Genomic DNA, 17,637 nt, shown 5'->3' with positions numbered 1-17,637 from the left:
CGGCGCCGATGCTCAACGCGCTGGCGCTGATGCGGCGGCAGCCGGCGGCAGCGGCGCGCCGCGCGGCTTGGTGCGGTTGGCGTTCTGCCGCTCGCGGCTCGCCCGGTGTTCTTCGGCCTTCTTCTGCTTGTCGGCGAACTGCGCGGCGGCGGTCGGTGCCTCGGCCCGGCGTTGCGCGGCCTTGGCCTCGGCGTCGGCGTGCGCCTTCTGCTTGCTGTCGAACTGCCGCTGGCGCTCGGCGGCTTCGGCGGCCGTGGCGGCGCGGCTGGCCGCATGGTCGGTTGCGCGCTGCTCGCGGTCTTTCTGGCCCTGCTGCGACTGCTCTTTCTTTTCGGCGGTGTCCGCCGGGCGCTGCGTTGCGGCCTTCTGGTCGAGCTTCTGCAGCTCCGCGGCACCAGCGCGCTGCCGCTGAATGTCGTTGATCGCCGTTTCCTGGCGCTTGATGCTGTCGAGCTCCTTGCGCCGGCGGGTGCGGCTCTCGCGCAGGCAGTCCTCGACCGCGAACTTCGCGTAGCAGGCCGTGCGCTCCTGCAGGAAGCGCGCTTCGATCGCTTCGCGCTCGCTGGACAGCCGGCTGCGTTCGGCGTCCAGGTTCGCGTTGCCGGCCGCGGCGTTCGACTGCGCCCAGAGCGGAAGGCTGGCCAACGTCATCAGCAAGGCAAGGGCGATTTTTTTCATGTGAGTCGGGTGTCAACGATGCGGCGTTCCAGGGAGAGGAACTCGCTCGACTGCATTTCGGTGAGCCGGGAGACCGTGCGCGGAAACTCGTGCGCCAGCGGACCCTCGGTGTACAACGCCTCGGGCGGAACCTCGGCCGACATGATGAGCTTCACGCGCCGGTCGTACAAGACATCCACCAGCCAGGTGAAACGGCGTGCTTCCGAAGCCATGCGCACCGGCATGTGCGGCACGTCGGACAGGAGCACCGTGTGGAACTGGCTGGCGATTTCCAGGTAGTCGTTCTGCGAGCGCGGTCCGCCGCAGAGCGTCTTGAAATCGAACCAGACCACGCCGCCGGCCTTGCGCCGCGCGCGGATCTCGCGCGACTCGATGTGCAGCACCGGGTTTTCGTCGGCCGTCTCGGCCAGCTTGTCGAAGGCCTTGCGCATTTCCTTCTCGGCCGAAGCGTCGTTCGGCGTGAGGTACATGCGCAATTGCTCGAGCGTGCGGCGCCGGTAGTCGGTGCCGTTGTCCACGCTCAACACTTCGAGCTTCTCGTTGAGCAGCGCGATCGCAGGCAGGATGCGGTCGCGGTGCAGCCCGCCGGGATACAGGTCGTCGGGCTTGAAATTGGAGGTGGTGACGAAGCCCACGCCGTTCTCGAACAGCGACACCAGCAACCGATGAAGAATCATCGCGTCGGTGATGTCCGCCACGTGGAACTCGTCGAAGCAGATGAGCTTGTAGCGCTTGGAGATGCGCAGGCCCAGCTCGTCGAGCGGGTTGACCGTCCCCTGCAACTCCCGCAGCTCGCGGTGCACCTCGCGCATGAATTCGTGAAAGTGCAGCCGCGTCTTGCGGCGCAGCGGCACCGCATTGAAGAACAGGTCCATCAGGAAGCTCTTGCCCCGCCCGACGCCACCGTACATGTAGACGCCGCGCGGCAGCTCGGGCCGGTTGATGAACTTCTTCAGCGCATTCGAACGCTGGGCCTTGTACTCGGCCCATTCGTTCGCGCACCGATCCAGCGCCTCCACGGCACGCAGCTGCGCGGGATCGCTTTGGAACCCGCGCGTGGCGAGCTCCGCCTCGTAGGCCTGTTTGACGCTGGTCAAGAGAAACGGCGAATCAGAAGTTCAGCGTGCGCTTGTCCACGGCGAGTGCCGCTTCCTTCGTGGCTTCCGACAGCGACGGGTGCGCGTGGCAGATGCGCGCGATGTCTTCGGCGCTCGCCTTGAATTCCATGGCCACCACGGCTTCGGAGATCAACTCGCTGACCTGCGGGCCCACCATGTGCACGCCCAGGATCTCGTCGGTCGCGGCGTCGGCCAGGAACTTGACCATGCCGGTCGTGTCGCCCAGCGCGCGTGCGCGGCCATTCGCCAGGAACGGGAAGGTGCCGGCCTTGTAGGCGCGGCCTTCGGCCTTGAGCTGCTGCTCGGTCTGGCCGACCCACGCGATCTCGGGGTGCGTGTAGATCACCCACGGGATCGTGTTGAAGTTGACGTGTCCATGCTGGCCGGCAATGCGCTCGGCCACGGCAACGCCCTCTTCCTCGGCCTTGTGCGCCAGCATCGGGCCGCGCACCACGTCGCCGATCGCCCACACGTTGGGCAGGTTCGTCTTGCAGTCGCCGTCCACGGTGATGGCACCGCGCTCGTCGAGGGCCAGGCCCACGGCGTCGGCTGCGAGGCCGATGGTGTTGGGCACGCGGCCGATCGACACGATCAGCTTGTCGACGTCGAGCACCTGGGCTTCGCCCTTGGCGTTGGTCCAGGCGATGGAGACGCCCTTCTTGCCCGACTTGATCTCGCCGACCTTCACGCCCAGCTCGATCTTCAGGCCCTGCTTGTCGAACGCCTTCTTGGCTTCCTTGGCGATCTGCTCGTCCACCGCGCCCAGGAACGTGGGCAGCGCTTCGAGCACCGTCACTTCGGAACCGAGACGGCGCCACACGGAGCCCATTTCGAGGCCGATCACGCCCGAGCCGATCAGCGCGAGCTTCTTGGGCACGGCGCCGATGCGCAGCGCGCCGTCGTTCGAGAGAATGTTCTCTTCGTCGAAGGCCGCGCCCGGCAGCGCGCGGGCGTTGGAGCCCGTGGCCACGATGATGTGCTTGCCGACGATGGTTTCCTCGGCGGCGCCCGCCACCTTGATCTCGTAGCCGCCTTCAGCGGCCTTCACGAACGAGCCACGGCCGTGGAACGACGTGATCTTGTTCTTCTTGAACAGGTAGGTGATGCCGTCGTTGTTCTGCTTCACGACCTGGTCCTTGCGGGCCAGCATCTTGCCGACGTCGAGTTCGAGGCCCGACACGTTGATGCCGTGGTCCGCAAAGCCGTGGCCGGCGTGCTCGAAGTGTTCCGACGATTGCAGCAGCGCCTTCGACGGAATGCAGCCCACGTTCGTGCAGGTACCGCCGAGCGCGGGACCGCCCTTGGCGTTCTTCCACTCGTCGATGCAGGCCGTGTTGAAGCCCAGTTGCGCCGCACGGATCGCGGCGATGTAGCCGCCGGGGCCGCCGCCGATCACGATGACATCGAATTGTTTGGTCATTTGATTTCCGAAAATTTAGTGATGAACGCTCCGCACCATCTCGATGTGCGGTATCCCGTCTTCGTCGTAGGGCTCGCCCACTGTGGCAAAGCCCGCCGATTCATACAACTTCTGCAGGTACGCCTGCGCGCCGATCCGGAGCGCGACATGCGGCCAGAGCCCGTCGGCGTGCGCGATCCCCTTGCCCAGGAGCTCTTGCCCGATGCCCCGGCCGCGGTACGCGGTGCCCGTCAGGACACGTCCGATCGAGGCTTCCTCGTACGACACGCCCGGCGGCAGGAGGCGCATGTACGCTGCTACCTTCAGCTGGCCCTTTGCGCCGTCCACCGCGAAGAGGTGGAGGGCCTGCGCGTCCTTGCCGTCCGGATCGAGGTACACGCAGCGCTGCTCCACGACAAAGACTTCGCTGCGCGCCGACAGAATCGCGTAGAGCTCCGACGCCGTCAAAGCGTCGAAAGGCTTGCAATACCACTCCATCGGCAGCGCGCGTGGGTCAGATGTCGAACAACAGGCGCGACGGATCTTCCAGCGCTTCCTTCATGGCGACCAGGCCCAGCACGGCTTCGCGGCCGTCGATGATGCGGTGGTCGTAGCTCATGGCCAGGTAGTTCATCGGGCGGATGACGATCTGGCCGTTCTCCACGACGGCGCGGTCCTTGGTGGCGTGCACGCCGAGGATGGCCGACTGGGGCGGGTTGATGATCGGCGTCGAGAGCATCGAGCCGAAGGTGCCGCCGTTCGAGATCGAGAACGTGCCGCCGGTCATCTCCTCGATGCCCAGCTTGCCGTCTTGCGCCTTCTTGCCGTACTCGGCGATCTTCTTCTCGATGTCGGCAAAGCTCATCTGGTCGGCATTGCGCAGGATCGGCACCACCAGGCCGCGCGGCGAACCCACGGCGATGCCGATGTCGAAGTAGCCGTGGTACAGGATGTCGTTGCCGTCGACCGAGGCGTTGATCACCGGGTACTTCTTGAGGGCGTGCACCGCAGCCTTCACGAAGAAGGACATGAACCCCAGCTTCACGCCGTGTTCCTTGGTGAAGCTGTCCTGGAAGCGCTTGCGCAGTTCCATGACGGGCGCCATGTTCACTTCGTTGAAGGTCGTGAGGATCGCGTTGGTCGACTGCGACTGGATCAGGCGCTCGGCGATGCGGGCGCGCAGGCGGCTCATCGGCACGCGCTGTTCCGGACGCTCGCCCAGGTCGGACGAACCGACCGGTGCCGCGACCTGCGGCAGTGCGGGCTTGGCAGCCGGCGCAGGAATGGCGGCAGCCGCGGGCTTGGCGCCCGAAGCGACGGCGCCGAGCACGTCGCCCTTGGTGACGCGGCCGTCCTTGCCGGTCCCGGCAACGTCGCCGGTCTTCAGGTTGTTGTCGGCCAGCAGCTTGGCAGCGGCGGGCATGGCAACGTCGGACTTCGAACCGCCGGTGGCGGCCGCAGCGGCTGCCGGAGCAGGCGCGGCAGCAGCCGGCGCAGCGGCAGTGGGTGCTGCTGCAGCCGGCGCAGCGGCGCTCGCCTTGCCTTCGGTGTCGATCTTGGCGATCAGCTGGTCGGCCACCACGGTGGCGCCATCGGGCTGCACGATTTCGGCGAGCACGCCGGCCGAGGGCGCGGGCACTTCCAGCACGACCTTGTCGGTCTCGATCTCGATCAGGATTTCATCGACGGCAACGGCGTCGCCGGCCTTCTTCTTCCAGGTGAGCATGGTGGCCTCGGCCACGGATTCGGAAAGCTGGGGGACTTTGACTTCTACGATAGACATTTGGAGATTGCTCCGTGTTTTTCTTGAGGGTGTTCGTGTGAAAAGAGGCCTGGATTACTTGGTCAGCACGAAGCCCTTGAGCTTGCCAAATGCGCCATCGACGAGCGCCTTCTGCTGTTCCTGGTGCAGGTGCGAGTACCCCACCGCCGGCGATGCCGAAGCGGCGCGGCCGGAGTAGCCCAGCTTCTGGCCGTCCTGCATGTTTTCGTGGATGTAGTGCTGCACGAAGAACCAAGCGCCCTGGTTCTGCGGCTCGTCCTGGCACCACACCACGTCCGAGAGGTTCGGGTACTTCTTGATCTCTGCAGCGAATGCCTTGTGCGGGAACGGATAGAGCTGCTCGACGCGGATGATCGCCACGTCGTCGTTGCCCTGCTCCTCGCGCTTCTTGGCCAGGTCGTAGTAGACCTTGCCCGAGCAGGCGATCAGGCGCTTGACCTTCTCGGCCTTCAGGCCCTTGCTGTCGGGAATGACGGTCTGGAAGCTGCCCTTGGTGAACTCGGACAGCGGCGAGGTCGCGTCCTTGTTCCGCAGCAGCGACTTGGGCGTCATGATGATCAGGGGCTTGCGCAGGTTGCGCACCATCTGGCGGCGCAGCACGTGGAAGATCTGGCTGGCCGTGGTGGGCTGCACCACCTGCATGTTGGTGTCGGCGCTCAGCTGCATGAAGCGCTCCAGGCGTGCCGAGCTGTGCTCGGGGCCCTGGCCTTCGTAGCCGTGCGGCAGCATCATCGTGAGGCCGTTGACGCGGCCCCACTTCACTTCGCCCGAGGCGATGAACTGGTCGATCACCACTTGCGCGCCGTTCACGAAGTCGCCGAACTGGGCTTCCCAGATGACGAGCGTGTTCGGGTCGTTGGACGCGTAGCCGTATTCAAACGCGAGCACGGCTTCTTCCGACAGGATCGAGTCGATGACGACGAACGGTGCCTGGTTTTCAGCCACGTTCTGCAGCGGCGTGTAGGTGCCTTCGTCGAACTTCTCGCGGTTCTGGTCGTGCAGCACGGCATGGCGGTGCGTGAACGTGCCGCGGCCCGAGTCTTCGCCCGACAGGCGCACCGGGTAGCCGCTGGCCACCAGCGAGGCGAAAGCCATGTGCTCGCCCATGCCCCAGTCGACGTTCACGTCGCCGCGGCCCATGGCGGCGCGGTCGTCCAGCACCTTCTTGACGAGCGGGTGCACCGTGAAGCCTTGCGGCACCGTGGTGATCTTCTCGGCCAGGCGCTTCCACTCGGACGACGGGATGGCGGTGTCGCCGGCGTCGGTCCACTTCTTGTTGAGGTACGGGCTCCAGTCGACGGCGTACTTGCTCTTGAAGTTGGTGAGCACGGGGTCGACGGTGTTCTTGCCTTCGTCGAAGGCCGCGCGCTGCGCCTTGACCATGTCGTCGCCGAGCGTGTCGCCCAGGCCTTGAGCGGCCAGCTTGTCGGCGTACAGCTTGCGCGTGCCGGGGTGCTGGGCGATCTTCTTGTACATGAGCGGCTGCGTGAGCGAGGGCGTGTCCTGCTCGTTGTGGCCGAGCTTCCGGAAGCAGATGATGTCCACGACCACGTCCTTCTGGAATTCCATGCGGAACTCCAGCGCGAGCTGGGTGGCGAGCACCACGGCTTCGGGATCGTCGCCGTTCACGTGCAGCACGGGTGCATCGACCATCTTGACGATGTCGGTGCAATACAGCGTCGAGCGGCTGTCGCGCGGGTCGCTGGTGGTGAAGCCGATCTGGTTGTTGATGACGATGTGCACCGTGCCGCCGGTGGAGTAGCCACGGGTTTCGGCCAGCGCCAGCGTTTCCATCACGACGCCCTGGCCTGCGAAGGCGGCGTCGCCGTGCACGATCACGGGCAGCACCTGCTTGCCCAGCGGGTCGGCGCGGCGGTCCATGCGGGCACGCACGGAGCCTTCGACCACGGGGTTCACGATTTCAAGGTGCGAGGGGTTGAACGCGAGGCTCAGGTGCACCGGGCCGCCGGGGGTGGTCACGTCCGAGCTGAAGCCCTGGTGGTACTTGACGTCGCCGCTGGGCAGGTCTTCAGGCGCGGTGTGGTCGAACTCGGCGAACAGGTCGGCCGGCATCTTGCCGAGCGAGTTGACCAGCACGTTCAGGCGGCCGCGGTGGGCCATGCCGATCACGATTTCCTGCACGCCCTTGGCGCCTGCCTGGTTGATCAGCTCGTCCATCGAGACGATGAAGCTTTCGCCGCCTTCGAGCGAGAAGCGCTTCTGGCCGACGTACTTGGTGTGCAGGAAACGCTCGAGGCCTTCGGCCGCGGTCAGGCGGTTGAGCACGTGCTTCTTCTGCTCGGCGCTCAGCTTCGGGTTGGTGCGTGCGCTCTCGAGCTTCTGCTGCCACCAGCGCTTGTGGTTCTGGTCGGTGGTGTACATGTACTCGGCACCCATCGTGCCGCAGTACGTTTCGCGCAATGCGTTGAGCAGGTCGCGCAAGGACATGGTGTCCTTGCCGAAGAATGTGTTGCTGGTGTTGAACACCGTTTCGAGGTCGGCGTCGGCAAAGCCGTAGAACGAGGGCTCGAGTTCCGGAATGGCGGGACGCTCGGCGCGCTTGAGCGGGTCGAGGTCGGCCCAGCGAGCGCCGACATTGCGGTAGGCGGCAATCAGCTGCTGGACGGCGGTGCGCTTGCGGCCGAGCTCGGAGTCGGCGCCGCTTGCCTGCACGACCTTGGTCGTGCCCTGCTTCGCGCGTTCGGCGAAAGCATTGATGACCGGCAGGTGCGGCACGTCGCGAGTGTTGGTGCCGTCGGCCGCGGGAACGTTCTGCAGGGCGTCGAAGTACGAACGCCAGTTGTCGGGAACGCTGCCGGGGTTGGAGAGGTAGTTTTCGTACATCTCTTCGACATAGGGCGCATTGCCGCCGAAGAGGTAGGTGTTGCCTTGATAGGCGGTGTACGCCGTGGGCGTAGAGGAATCGCTCATGATCCGCTGACCTTCGCTTCCCTGAAGGAAGCACTAGCTGGTTAAGAAACCTTCCGCGACACGGCTGAACCGATTGGCGGATGCGACTGTGGCTGGGGAAGGGCCTGAGTACCTTGGCATTGTGCCACGTCAACCATATGACGGCGCCAAGGGGGTCTGCAACCCCCATTGGAGGGATCTCAGCCTTGGTCGAGTAACAGTTTGATCTGCTGCAGCGTGGCCGGGTCGTCGATGGTCGTCAGGTCGCCCGGGTCGCGCCGCTCGCACACGGCCTGGATGGCGCGGCGCAGCAATTTGCCGCTGCGGGTCTTGGGCAGGCCCGAGACGAAGCGCACGCGCGCGGGCCGCGCAAGGGCCCCGAGCTGGTCGGCCACCACTTTCATGATCTCGCCCTCGAGCTTCAGCGCCGCGTCGGCGTCGGTAACGGCGCGGCCGTCCTTCGGAACGACGAAAGCCATCGCCACCTGGCCCTTCAGCGCGTCGGCCACGCCGACCACCGCGACCTCGGCCACGTTGGCGTGGCCCGAGATGCTCTCCTCGATCTCTCGCGTGCCGAGCCGATGGCCTGCGACGTTGATCACGTCGTCGGTGCGGCCCAGGATGTAGAAGTAGCCGTCCGCGTCGCGGATGCCCCAATCGAAGGTCGAATAGACCATCTTGCCGGGCACGCTCTTCCAGTAGGTATTGACGAAGCGCGCGTCGTCTTTCCACACGGTCTGCATGAAACCCGGCGGCGTCGGTCCTTCGACCACCACAACGCCCTTCTCGTTCGGTGCCGTGAGTTCCTCGCCGGTCGATTCATGCAGGATCTTGATGCGGTAGCCGTACATCGGAATGCCCGGGCTGCCGAACTTGCTCGGCTTTGGCTCCACGCCGTTGGCAATGGTGATCATCGGCCAGCCCGATTCGGTCTGCCAGTAGTTGTCAATGATCGGCACGCCCAGGCCCTCGCTGATCCAGCGCGCGGTCGGCTCGTCCAGCGGCTCGCCCGCCAGGAACAGCGCGCGCAGGGTCGAGAGGTCGTATTTCTTGAGCAGCGCCGGGTCCTGCTTCTTGAGCACGCGCACCGCGGTTGGCGCGCTGAACATTACCGTCACCTTGTACTTTTCGACGAGGCGCCACCAGATGCCGCCGTCGGGCTGCCGGTCGATGCCCTGGGTCGGCAGGCCCTCGTACATGATCGTCGCCATGCCGGCGATGAGCGGGCCATAAACGATGTAGCTGTGGCCCACGACCCAGCCGATGTCGCTGGTCGAGAAGTACGTTTCGCCGGGCCGGCCGTCGAAGATGTGCTTCATGCTCGCGGCCAGCGCCACGGCGTAGCCGCCCACGTCGCGCTGCACGCCCTTGGGCTTGCCGGTGGTGCCACTCGTGTAGATGGTGTAGCTGATGTCGGTCGAGGCGAGCCAGGTGCAGGGCACTTGTGCATCGATGTGCTTCTGGCGCAGTTCGGTGGCCAGGTGATCGCGGCCGGCGATCATGTCCATGGGCGCGAGGCCGCGGTCCGTCAGCAGCACCGCCGACGGCTTGTACCTGGACAGTCGGATCGCCTCGTCGAGCAGCGGCTTGTACGCGATGACCTTGCCGCCGCGCGAACCCGCATCGGCGCTCACGACGACTTTGGGCTCGGCATCCTCGATGCGCGTCGCCAGCGAGCCGCTCGCGAAACCGCCGAACACAACGCAGTGGATCGCGCCGATGCGGGCGCACGCCAGCATCGCGAAGGCAGCCTCGGCAATCATCGGCATGTAGATCAGCACGCGATCGCCCTTGCCCACGCCCAGCTCGATCAGGCTGGCGGCGGTGCGCTGCACCTCGGCGTGCAGTTCGCGGAAGCTGTAGCTCTTCTCGACGCCGGTTTCCGTGGACACGAAGATCAGCGCGGGCTGATCGCCGCGCGCGGCCAGGTGGCGGTCGACCGCGTTGTGGCACAGGTTGGTTGTGCCTCCGACGAACCAGCGCGCGAACGGCGGCTGGCTGGCGTCGAGGATCTGCGTGGCGGGGGTATGCCAGTCGATCAGCCGGGCCTGCTCGGCCCAGAAGGCCTCGGGCGCGTCGACGGACTGGCGATAGAACTCTTCATAGCGGCTCATCTCGATTTGTCTCCTGTCATTTGTCCGGTTTCAGCAGGCTCGCCAAAACTGAATTCATAATTATGGAGACCGATCTTGCAGCAAGCTGACGGCCGGAACAATCCGGCCGAGCCCTGCCCGGCGGCTGCGATCCGGCTATCGGACGAGCGCGAGCACTTCAGGAAATGCGGGATGTTCCGCCGTGCGCAGCCACTCGAAGGCGACCATCTCGGTCGTCACGAGCTCGGCACCGGCGCCGGCCAGCCGGTCGAAGGCGGCATCGCGGTTGCGTTCCGTGCGGGAGCCACAAGCGTCGGTGACCACCCAGACTTCGAACTCGTCTTCCAGCAGGTCGAGCGCGGTCTGCAGCAGGCAGACATGGGCTTCGCAGCCGGCGATCACGATGGTGTTGCGCTCTTCCGCCGCGGCTGCCGGCTTCTGCAGGTGCTTGGGCAGGCTGCGCGCATTGCCCTGCGGCGCCTTGGCCGGCACGCGCAGCCATTCGCCCAGGCCCTCTTCCACGCCGCTGAAGTGCATCTTCGGCAATGTGCGTTGGCACAGCGCGCGGATGTCGGGCAGGTTCTCGCCCAGCTTGGAAGGGTTGTGCTCGGTGCCGAACACCGGAACCTCGAACAGGCGCGCCAGCTTGCCCAGCCGCACCGCGTTCTGCGCGACCGACTCGCCCTCGAAGATCGCCGGCATCAGCCGCGCCTGGTAGTCGACCAGAACGAGTTGGGAGAGCGAGGCGTCGAGCAGCATGAACGGGGTCTTTCAGGTATCGGTTGAATTGGGCTGAACCGTACCACCGAAAAGATCGGGTTGGCCGGCCCGGGCGGGCGCGCCGGCCTCTTCATTCGTCGCCGGGGCGGCGGATCGCTGCGTCAGTTGCGCCAGGTAGGTCTTGAACAGGGCATCTGCCGACTGCCGGAACATGCGGATGCGACCGGTGTGCTGCATCAACAAAAGGCCGACGCCATGCGCGAAGAGTGCCGTGTTTTCCTGCAGCGCCAACGCCGCGTCGAGGCCCATGGCCAGCAGCGCGTCTTCGCAGGGGCGCAGTGCGTCGTAGAGACGGTCGTTGAGTTCGTGGTCCAGCTCGCTTGTCAGGCCACGGGGGCGCATGCCGTGGACCAGGTAGAAGCCGAGGTCGAGGTCGCGCGGGTTCGCCGCGTAGAAGTCGAACCAGGCCTGGGCCTTTGCAGCCAGGGTCTTTTCGGGGCGGGACCTGGACATCTTCGCCTCGGCGACTGCGGCCTGCAGGCGCAGCAGCGATTCGTCGAGCAGCGCGGCATAGATCGCCTCCTTGCTCTCGAAGTACGAATAGATGGCGCCCGGCGTATAGCCCGCCTTCTTCGCGATTTCGCGGATGCTCGCGCCCTCGATCCCCGCCTCCGAAAACACCGCGCGGGCAGCATCGAGCACGAGGGCACGACGGGCGTCCGCGAGGGTCTGGCGGCGTTGGAGCTTGGCGTGCATGGGCGGCACTATAGGCCCGGGATCGGGCTTCAGTTCATATTTTTTAACATTGATATAAAAATTGAACAATGTTCAAATCTTTGCGCTGACGATAAGAAAACGGAGACAAACGATGAACGCCCCGCTCCCCGCTGCCCTCATGTCCGGCGCCGACTATCGCGAATCGCTGCGCCGCTACACCCCCAATGTGTTCGTCGATGGCCGCCGGGTCGACAGCGTCGCCGACGAAGCCGCGTTCCAGCCCGGCATCAATGCCATCGCCCTCACCTACGACTACGCGCTCAAGAGCCAGTACGAGCCCCTGATGACCGCCGTGCAACATACGAGCGGCAAGCGAGTGAACCGGCTCTCGCACATCAACACCAGCTCGGGCGACCTGCTCAACAAGCTCGAAGCCGTGCGGCTGGTCTGCCAGGAAACCGGCTGCGCCCAGCGCTACCTGACGCACGACGCGCTCAACGCGATCGCGCAGGTGTCGGCCCGCATCGACGATGCGCGCGGCAGCACCGAGCACACCGCGCGTTTCCACGAGTACCTGCACCGCGTCCAGGACCAGGACCTGACGCTCGGCGTCGCCATGACCGACGCCAAGGGCGACCGCAGCCGCCGGCCGCACGAACAGGCGAACGTCGACAGCTACCTGCACGTGGTCGAGCGCAATGCGCGCGGCATCGTCATTTCGGGCACCAAGGCCATCGTGACCGGCGCGCCCTATGTGCACGAGTTGCTGGTCATGCCCTGCCGCAACATGGGCCGCGAAGACGCCGACTTCGCCGTGTGCTGCGCCGTGCCGCTGGATGCGCCCGGCCTCACCATCGTCGCGCGCCCGGCAGGCCGGCCCGGCGAGAAGCTGGAACACGGCGACGCCCTCTTCAGCCGCAAGTACGGCCAGAGCACCGGCGTGTGCATGTTCGACCGGGTCTTCGTGCCGTGGGAGCGCGTGTTCTACGCCGGCGACAACGGAACCTGGGAGCACTCCGGCCACCTGACCTACAGCTACGCCACCCACCACCGCCACAGCTGCATCGGTGCCCGCGCGGGTTTCGGCGACCTCCTGATCGGCGCCGGCGCCTTGATGTGCGAGGCCAACGGCTTCGACCCTGGCAAGGAGAGCCACTTGCGCGAGCAGATGGTCGAACTCATCACCCTCACAGAGAGCTTCTTCGCGTGCGGCGTGGCGGCCAGCGTCTACGGCCAGGCCGACGAACACTGCGAAGTCTTCATGCCCGACCCGGTGTTCAGCAACATCGGCAAGCTGCTGCTGGCCACGAAGATCTACGACATGCACCGCATCGCCCACTACGTGAGCGGCGGCCTGATCGTCACCCTGCCCGGCCCCGACGAAGACCACAACCCCGAGACCGCTGCGCGCCTGTCGGACGTGCTGCGCGCCAACCCGGCAATTCCCTACGAGCAGCGCATCGAGACGGCGCGGTTCATCGAAGACCTCACGGCCGGCTACCAGGGCGGCTGGTACAGCGTGATCAGCTTGCATGGCGGCGGCTCGCCGGCGGCGATGAAGCAGGAGATCTGGCGCAACTACCCGGTCGGCTCCAAGGTCGAACTGGTCGAGCGCATCCTGGAGCGCGGCATCGCGGCAGACGGCTCGCCTGCCGCCGCGCCGCACGAACCCGCACGCGCCATCACGAAGAACCGGCAGCCCGGCAAATGCTGCGACACCGGTTGCACCACGCCGGGCCAGCCGGTGATGGTCGACCTGCCGGCCTCTCATCGTGCCGAGCGCGCCTAGACTCCGGCGGATGCGAATTCTTTCAGCACTTTGTGCGGTCCTCGTGGCCACCGGCTGCGGCGGCCTGCGCACGGCGAAGGCCCCGCTGGAGACCATGCTCGAAAAGAGCGCCTGCACGCCGAACGCCGACACGCTCGTCGTACTGCTGCCCGGCGCCTACTCGCACCCTGACGAGTTCGTGCGCGAAGGCTTCGTCAGTGCCCTGAACGACAACAGGCTCGCGGTCGACGTGATGCGGGTCGATGCGCACCTCGGCTACTACAACAACAAGACCATCCTCGAGCGCCTGAGCCAGGACGTGATGGCGCCCGCGCGCAGCCAGGGCTACAAGTCGATCTGGATCGTCGGCATCTCGGTCGGCGGCTTCGGCGGACTGCTCTACGCGCAGACACACCCCGGCGAACTCGCGGGCCTCGTCACCCTTGCGCCCTATCTCGGCGAGCGCGGCCTGGGCACCGACATCGCCAATGCCGGCGGCCTCGCCCGCTGGACGGGGCCGCTGAGCGATCCGCCGGGCAGCGACCCGCGCACGCCGAACGAAACCCAGCTCTGGCAATGGATGCGCGGCTACGTCGGCGCCACCGCCACCTTCGGCGCGCGGCCGCCGCTCTATCTCGGCTACGCGGTCGACGATCGCTTTGCCTTCAGCCACCGGCTGCTCGCCGCAGCATTGCCGCCGGCCCGCGTCTTCACGACGGAAGGCGGCCACGACTGGCCCGAGTGGACGCGGCTCTGGCGCCGCATGCTGCCCACCCTGCCGCTGCCGGGCTGCCCCGGCTGAATCGCGGGCTTCCTCAGTTCGGGCGCAGGCGCAGCAACTTGCCGTCGGACTCGTCGGTCAGCACGTAGAGCAGCCCGTCCGGCCCCTGCTTCACATCGCGGATGCGCGCCCGGCTGTCGGTCAGCAGCTTGTGCTCGGCCACCACCTTGCCGTCCTTCAGTTCGATGCGGTCGAGGTAGCCGAACTTCAGCGAGCCCACGAAGAGGTTGCCCTTCCAAGCCGCGCCGTAGCGGTCGCTCGTGAGAAACGCCATGCCCGAGGGGGCGATCGACGGCACCCAGTAATGCAACGGCTGCTCCATGCCCTCCCTGGCGGTAATGCCGTCGCCGATCTTTCCGCCGCCGTAGTTCTCGCCGTAGGTGATCACCGGCCAGCCGTAGTTGCGGCCGGCCTGTGGGACGTTGATTTCGTCGCCGCCCTGCGGTCCGTGCTCGTTCATCCAGAAGCGGCCGTCGGGCGCGAGCGTGGCGCCCTGCCCGTTGCGATGGCCGTAGCTCCAGATCTCGGGCAGCGCACCCGCCTTGCCGACGAAGGGGTTGTCCTTCGGCACGGAGCCGTCCTTGTTGATGCGGACGACCTTGCCGTGGTGGTTGTCGAGCTTTTGCGCATCTTCCTTGCGGCTGAAGCGGTCGCCCAGCGTGAGGAACAGCGTGCCGTCGCGCGCCTCGACGATGCGGCAGCCGAAGTGCGAGCGGCTCGCCACCTTGGGCTTCTGGCTGAAGATGATCTTGAGGTTCTCGAGCCGTGCGCCATCGGCCGACAGTTGGGTGCTCGCCAGCGCGGTGCTGTTGCCGGAACCGCTGGCCTCGGGCTCGGAGAAGCAGAAGTACAGCGTGCGGTTTTTCTCGAAGCCGGAGTCGGCCAGCACATCGAGCAAGCCGCCCTGGCCGCCAGCCGCGATGGTGGGCAAGCCCGCGAGAGGCGCGCCGACTTTGCCGTCCGCGCCGATCAGTCGCATCCGTCCGGGACGCTCGGTGACCACGTAGCGGCCGCCCGGCAAAAAGGTCACGCCCCACGGGTTTTCGAGGCCGGTTGCCACCGTTTCAGGGCGCGCTTGGGCAAAAACCAGAGCGCCAAAACCGAGAGCGGCGACAAAAACGGTGCCGCGAGCCAGTCGTGCGGTCAAATTAATCCGAAAGTTCATGTTTTTTCCGGGTAGTTGGGGCCATCTTGGCGAGAAATGGCGCCAGCTTCCAGCCCGCACGACAGTTCACTTCGGGCCCGAAGGCCCATTCGAAGCGAACCACTTATGGACCATAAAGGTCCACCGTTACATTTTTTATTCGGCCGAATCGAAAAAATTCAAACAAATCAACGATTTGCAGACACATTCGCTAATTCAGTTTAAATTGACATAACCGCGCGTCATCAATATCCTACGCGCCATGCGTTTTTTCGTCCTACCCGCGTCCCTCCTCTTTGCCGTCGCTGTTCATGCAGCCCCTCAACAGGACCGACCCGATGACGAACTGGCCGGCTTGCTCGCAGACAAAGGTCTGATCGGGCAACTCAAGCAGGTCCGTCAAACAGTCACCGAACGAACTTCCGACCTGGTGGTGACCGCCATCGGCTTCCTGGGCGTTCCTTACCGCCGCGGCGGCAATACTGCAGAGTCCGGTTTCGATTGCAGCGGCTTCGTCCGCGCGATGTACAACCAGACTGTCGGGCACATGCTCCCCCGCCGCGCCGAAGAGCAAGCTGCCGCCACCGAGAAGATCGACCGCAGCCAGCTCAAGCCCGGCGACCTCGTGTTCTTCAACACCATGCGCCGCGCCTTCAGCCATGTCGGCATCTATGTCGGCGAAGGCAAGTTCATCCACTCCCCCCGTTCGGGTGCCCAGGTTCGTGTCGAAGACATGAACGGCAGCTACTGGCAGCGCCGCTTCGACGGCGCCCGCCGCGTACTCGGCGGCGCACCGACCGAAGAGATCAAGGCCGCCGCGGCAAACGCGCGTACCGGCGACGACTGATCCCCCTTCCGATCCACCAGGATCAGGACGAAAAAAATCCCGCCGCGGCGGGATTTTTTGTGGGCGCCCGATAGCGCCTCTGGCTCTGTCAGGCCGCCTTCTTCGCCGGCGGCAGGTCGGTACAGGTACCGTGCGCCACTTCCGCCGCCATGCCGATGCTTTCGCCCAGCGTCGGGTGCGGGTGGATGGTCTTGCCGATGTCGATCTCGTCCGCGCCCATCTCGATGGCCAGCGCGATCTCGCCAATCATGTCGCCCGCATGCGTGCCGACGATGCCGCCGCCCAGGATGCGGTGCGTCTCGGCGTCGAACAGCAGCTTGGTGAAGCCCTCGTCGCGCCCGTTGGCGATGGCGCGGCCCGAAGCGGTCCACGGGAAATGGCCCTTCTTGACCTTGATGCCTTCGGCCTTGGCCTGGTCTTCCGTGAGGCCGACCCACGCCACCTCGGGGTCGGTGTAGGCCACGCTCGGGATCACGCGGGCGTTGAAGGCAGCGCTGGAAAGCTCCTTGTCGCCCTTCTGCTCGCCGGCGATCACCTCGGCCGCCACGTGGGCCTCATGCACCGCCTTGTGCGCCAGCATGGGCTGGCCCACGATGTCGCCGATTGCGAAGATGTGGGGCACGTTGGTGCGCATCTGGATGTCCACCGGAATGAAGCCCCGATCGCTCACCGTGACGCCCGCCTTTTCGGCGCCGATCTTCTTGCCGTTGGGGCTGCGGCCCACGGCCTGCAGCACCAGGTCGTACACCTGCGGCTCCTTGGGTGCGTTCTCGCCCTCGAAGGTGACCTTGATGCCTTCCTTCGTGGCTTCGGCGCCGACCGTCTTGGTCTTCAACATGATGTTGTCGAAGCGCGGCGCGTTCATCTTCTGCCAGACCTTCACCAGGTCGCGGTCGGCGCCCTGCATCAGGCCATCGAGCATTTCGACCACATCGAGGCGCGCGCCCAGAGTGGAATACACCGTGCCCATCTCGAGGCCGATGATGCCGCCGCCCAGCACGAGCATGCGCTTGGGGTCCGTGCCCATCTCGAGCGCGCCGGTGGAATCCACGATGCGCGGGTCCTTGGGCATGAACGGCAGGCTGACCGACTGCGAGCCGGCCGCGATGATCGCGTTGCGGAACTTGACGGTCTGCTTCTTGCCGGTGGTGTCCCAGCTGGTGCCGGAGGTCTCTTCGACTTCCAGGTGGTACGGGTCGATGAAATTGCCCACGCCGCGCAGCACCGTCACCTTGCGCATCTTGGCCATGGCCGTGAGGCCGCCGGTGAGCTTGCCTACCACCTTGTTCTTGTGGCCGAGCAGCTTGGCGCGATCGACCGTGGGTGCGGCGAAGCTCACGCCCAGGTCGGCGAAGTGCTTGACCTCGTCCATGACCGACGCCACGTGCAGCAGCGCCTTCGAGGGGATGCAACCGACGTTCAGGCACACGCCGCCGAGGGTGGCGTAGCGCTCGATCAGCACGACCTTCAGGCCCAGGTCGGCCGCGCGGAATGCTGCCGAATAACCGCCAGGGCCCGCGCCGAGCACGATCACGTCGCACTCGACATCGACCTTCCCGCCATAGGTGGAGGCAACGGCCGCTGCGGCCGGAGCCGGCGCGGGGGCTGGCGCTGCGGCCTTGGGCGCAGGAGCCGCCGCGGCGGGCGCGGGCGCGGGTGCGGCTGCTGCCGGCGCAGGC

Annotated in this window: 13 protein-coding genes and 1 pseudogene; 3 read left to right on the top strand and 11 right to left on the bottom strand. The window is 66.0% G+C overall.

The window, feature by feature from the left end; all coding sequences use genetic code 11:
- Positions 1-12: 12 nt before the first annotated feature.
- From RT97_RS21495 to RT97_RS21455, 9 genes and pseudogenes are all read right to left on the bottom strand, one after another.
- Positions 13-678 carry a hypothetical protein gene (locus RT97_RS21495; protein WP_042580858.1) on the bottom strand — a complete coding sequence of 222 codons (666 nt, stop codon included), beginning with the start codon at positions 676-678 and terminating at the stop codon, positions 13-15.
- Positions 675-1,775: a cell division protein ZapE gene (zapE, locus tag RT97_RS21490; protein ID WP_042580857.1), complete on the bottom strand. Its 1,101-nt coding sequence runs from the start codon at positions 1,773-1,775 to the stop codon at positions 675-677. Before zapE ends, RT97_RS21495 begins: the two co-directional genes overlap by 4 nt.
- 13 nt (positions 1,776-1,788) lie before the next feature.
- Positions 1,789-3,216: a dihydrolipoyl dehydrogenase gene (gene lpdA, locus RT97_RS21485; protein WP_042580856.1), complete on the bottom strand. Its 1,428-nt coding sequence runs from the start codon at positions 3,214-3,216 to the stop codon at positions 1,789-1,791.
- Between the two features lie 15 nt (positions 3,217-3,231).
- Positions 3,232-3,693: a GNAT family N-acetyltransferase gene (locus RT97_RS21480; RefSeq protein WP_042580855.1), complete on the bottom strand. Its 462-nt coding sequence runs from the start codon at positions 3,691-3,693 to the stop codon at positions 3,232-3,234.
- Positions 3,694-3,709: 16 nt separating this feature from the next.
- Complete coding sequence (gene odhB / locus RT97_RS21475; RefSeq protein WP_042580854.1) at positions 3,710-4,978, bottom strand: 2-oxoglutarate dehydrogenase complex dihydrolipoyllysine-residue succinyltransferase; 1,269 nt, start codon at positions 4,976-4,978, stop codon at positions 3,710-3,712.
- Positions 4,979-5,032: 54 nt separating this feature from the next.
- Positions 5,033-7,909 (bottom strand): 2-oxoglutarate dehydrogenase E1 component, encoded by a 2,877-nt coding sequence (locus RT97_RS21470; RefSeq protein WP_042580853.1) that lies wholly within the window; start codon positions 7,907-7,909, stop codon positions 5,033-5,035.
- Between the two features lie 179 nt (positions 7,910-8,088).
- Positions 8,089-10,011: pseudogene (locus RT97_RS21465) on the bottom strand (propionate--CoA ligase); the annotation flags it as partial.
- A gap of 126 nt (positions 10,012-10,137) precedes the next feature.
- Positions 10,138-10,740, bottom strand: coding sequence for an isochorismatase family protein (locus tag RT97_RS21460; RefSeq protein WP_042580851.1), 603 nt, complete (start codon positions 10,738-10,740; stop codon positions 10,138-10,140).
- Between the two features lie 12 nt (positions 10,741-10,752).
- A complete protein-coding gene (locus RT97_RS21455) occupies positions 10,753-11,457 on the bottom strand; it encodes a TetR/AcrR family transcriptional regulator (RefSeq protein WP_042580850.1) in 705 nt (234 codons plus the stop codon).
- Positions 11,458-11,569: 112 nt separating this feature from the next.
- Here RT97_RS21455 and RT97_RS21450 point away from each other — a divergent pair, with 112 nt between their 5' ends.
- The gene (locus RT97_RS21450) at positions 11,570-13,207 is read left to right on the top strand and encodes a 4-hydroxyphenylacetate 3-hydroxylase family protein (protein ID WP_042580849.1); all 1,638 of its coding nucleotides are present in this window, start codon (positions 11,570-11,572) and stop codon (positions 13,205-13,207) included.
- A 10-nt stretch (positions 13,208-13,217) separates the two neighbouring features.
- Positions 13,218-13,988 carry an alpha/beta fold hydrolase gene (locus tag RT97_RS21445; protein ID WP_052810718.1) on the top strand — a complete coding sequence of 257 codons (771 nt, stop codon included), beginning with the start codon at positions 13,218-13,220 and terminating at the stop codon, positions 13,986-13,988.
- Between the two features lie 13 nt (positions 13,989-14,001).
- On the opposite strand, the gene RT97_RS21440 is transcribed toward RT97_RS21445, so the two are convergent.
- On the bottom strand, positions 14,002-15,132 hold the full coding sequence (locus RT97_RS21440; RefSeq protein WP_042580848.1) for a PQQ-dependent sugar dehydrogenase: 1,131 nt from the start codon (positions 15,130-15,132) through the stop codon (positions 14,002-14,004).
- A gap of 241 nt (positions 15,133-15,373) precedes the next feature.
- On the opposite strand from RT97_RS21440, the gene RT97_RS21435 reads away from it, so the two are divergent.
- Complete coding sequence (locus RT97_RS21435; protein WP_042580847.1) at positions 15,374-15,958, top strand: C40 family peptidase; 585 nt, start codon at positions 15,374-15,376, stop codon at positions 15,956-15,958.
- 88 nt (positions 15,959-16,046) lie between these two features.
- On the opposite strand, the gene lpdA (RT97_RS21430) is transcribed toward RT97_RS21435, so the two are convergent.
- A partial coding sequence (gene lpdA, locus RT97_RS21430) for a dihydrolipoyl dehydrogenase (RefSeq protein WP_042580846.1) occupies positions 16,047-17,637 on the bottom strand: 1,591 nt, incomplete at its 5' end.

Source organism: Variovorax paradoxus, assembly GCF_000834655.1.
Lineage (GTDB): Bacteria > Pseudomonadota > Gammaproteobacteria > Burkholderiales > Burkholderiaceae_C > Variovorax > Variovorax paradoxus_F.
Note: the sequence above shows the minus strand (reverse complement) of the source record. Positions and strands in the feature narration are given on the sequence as shown.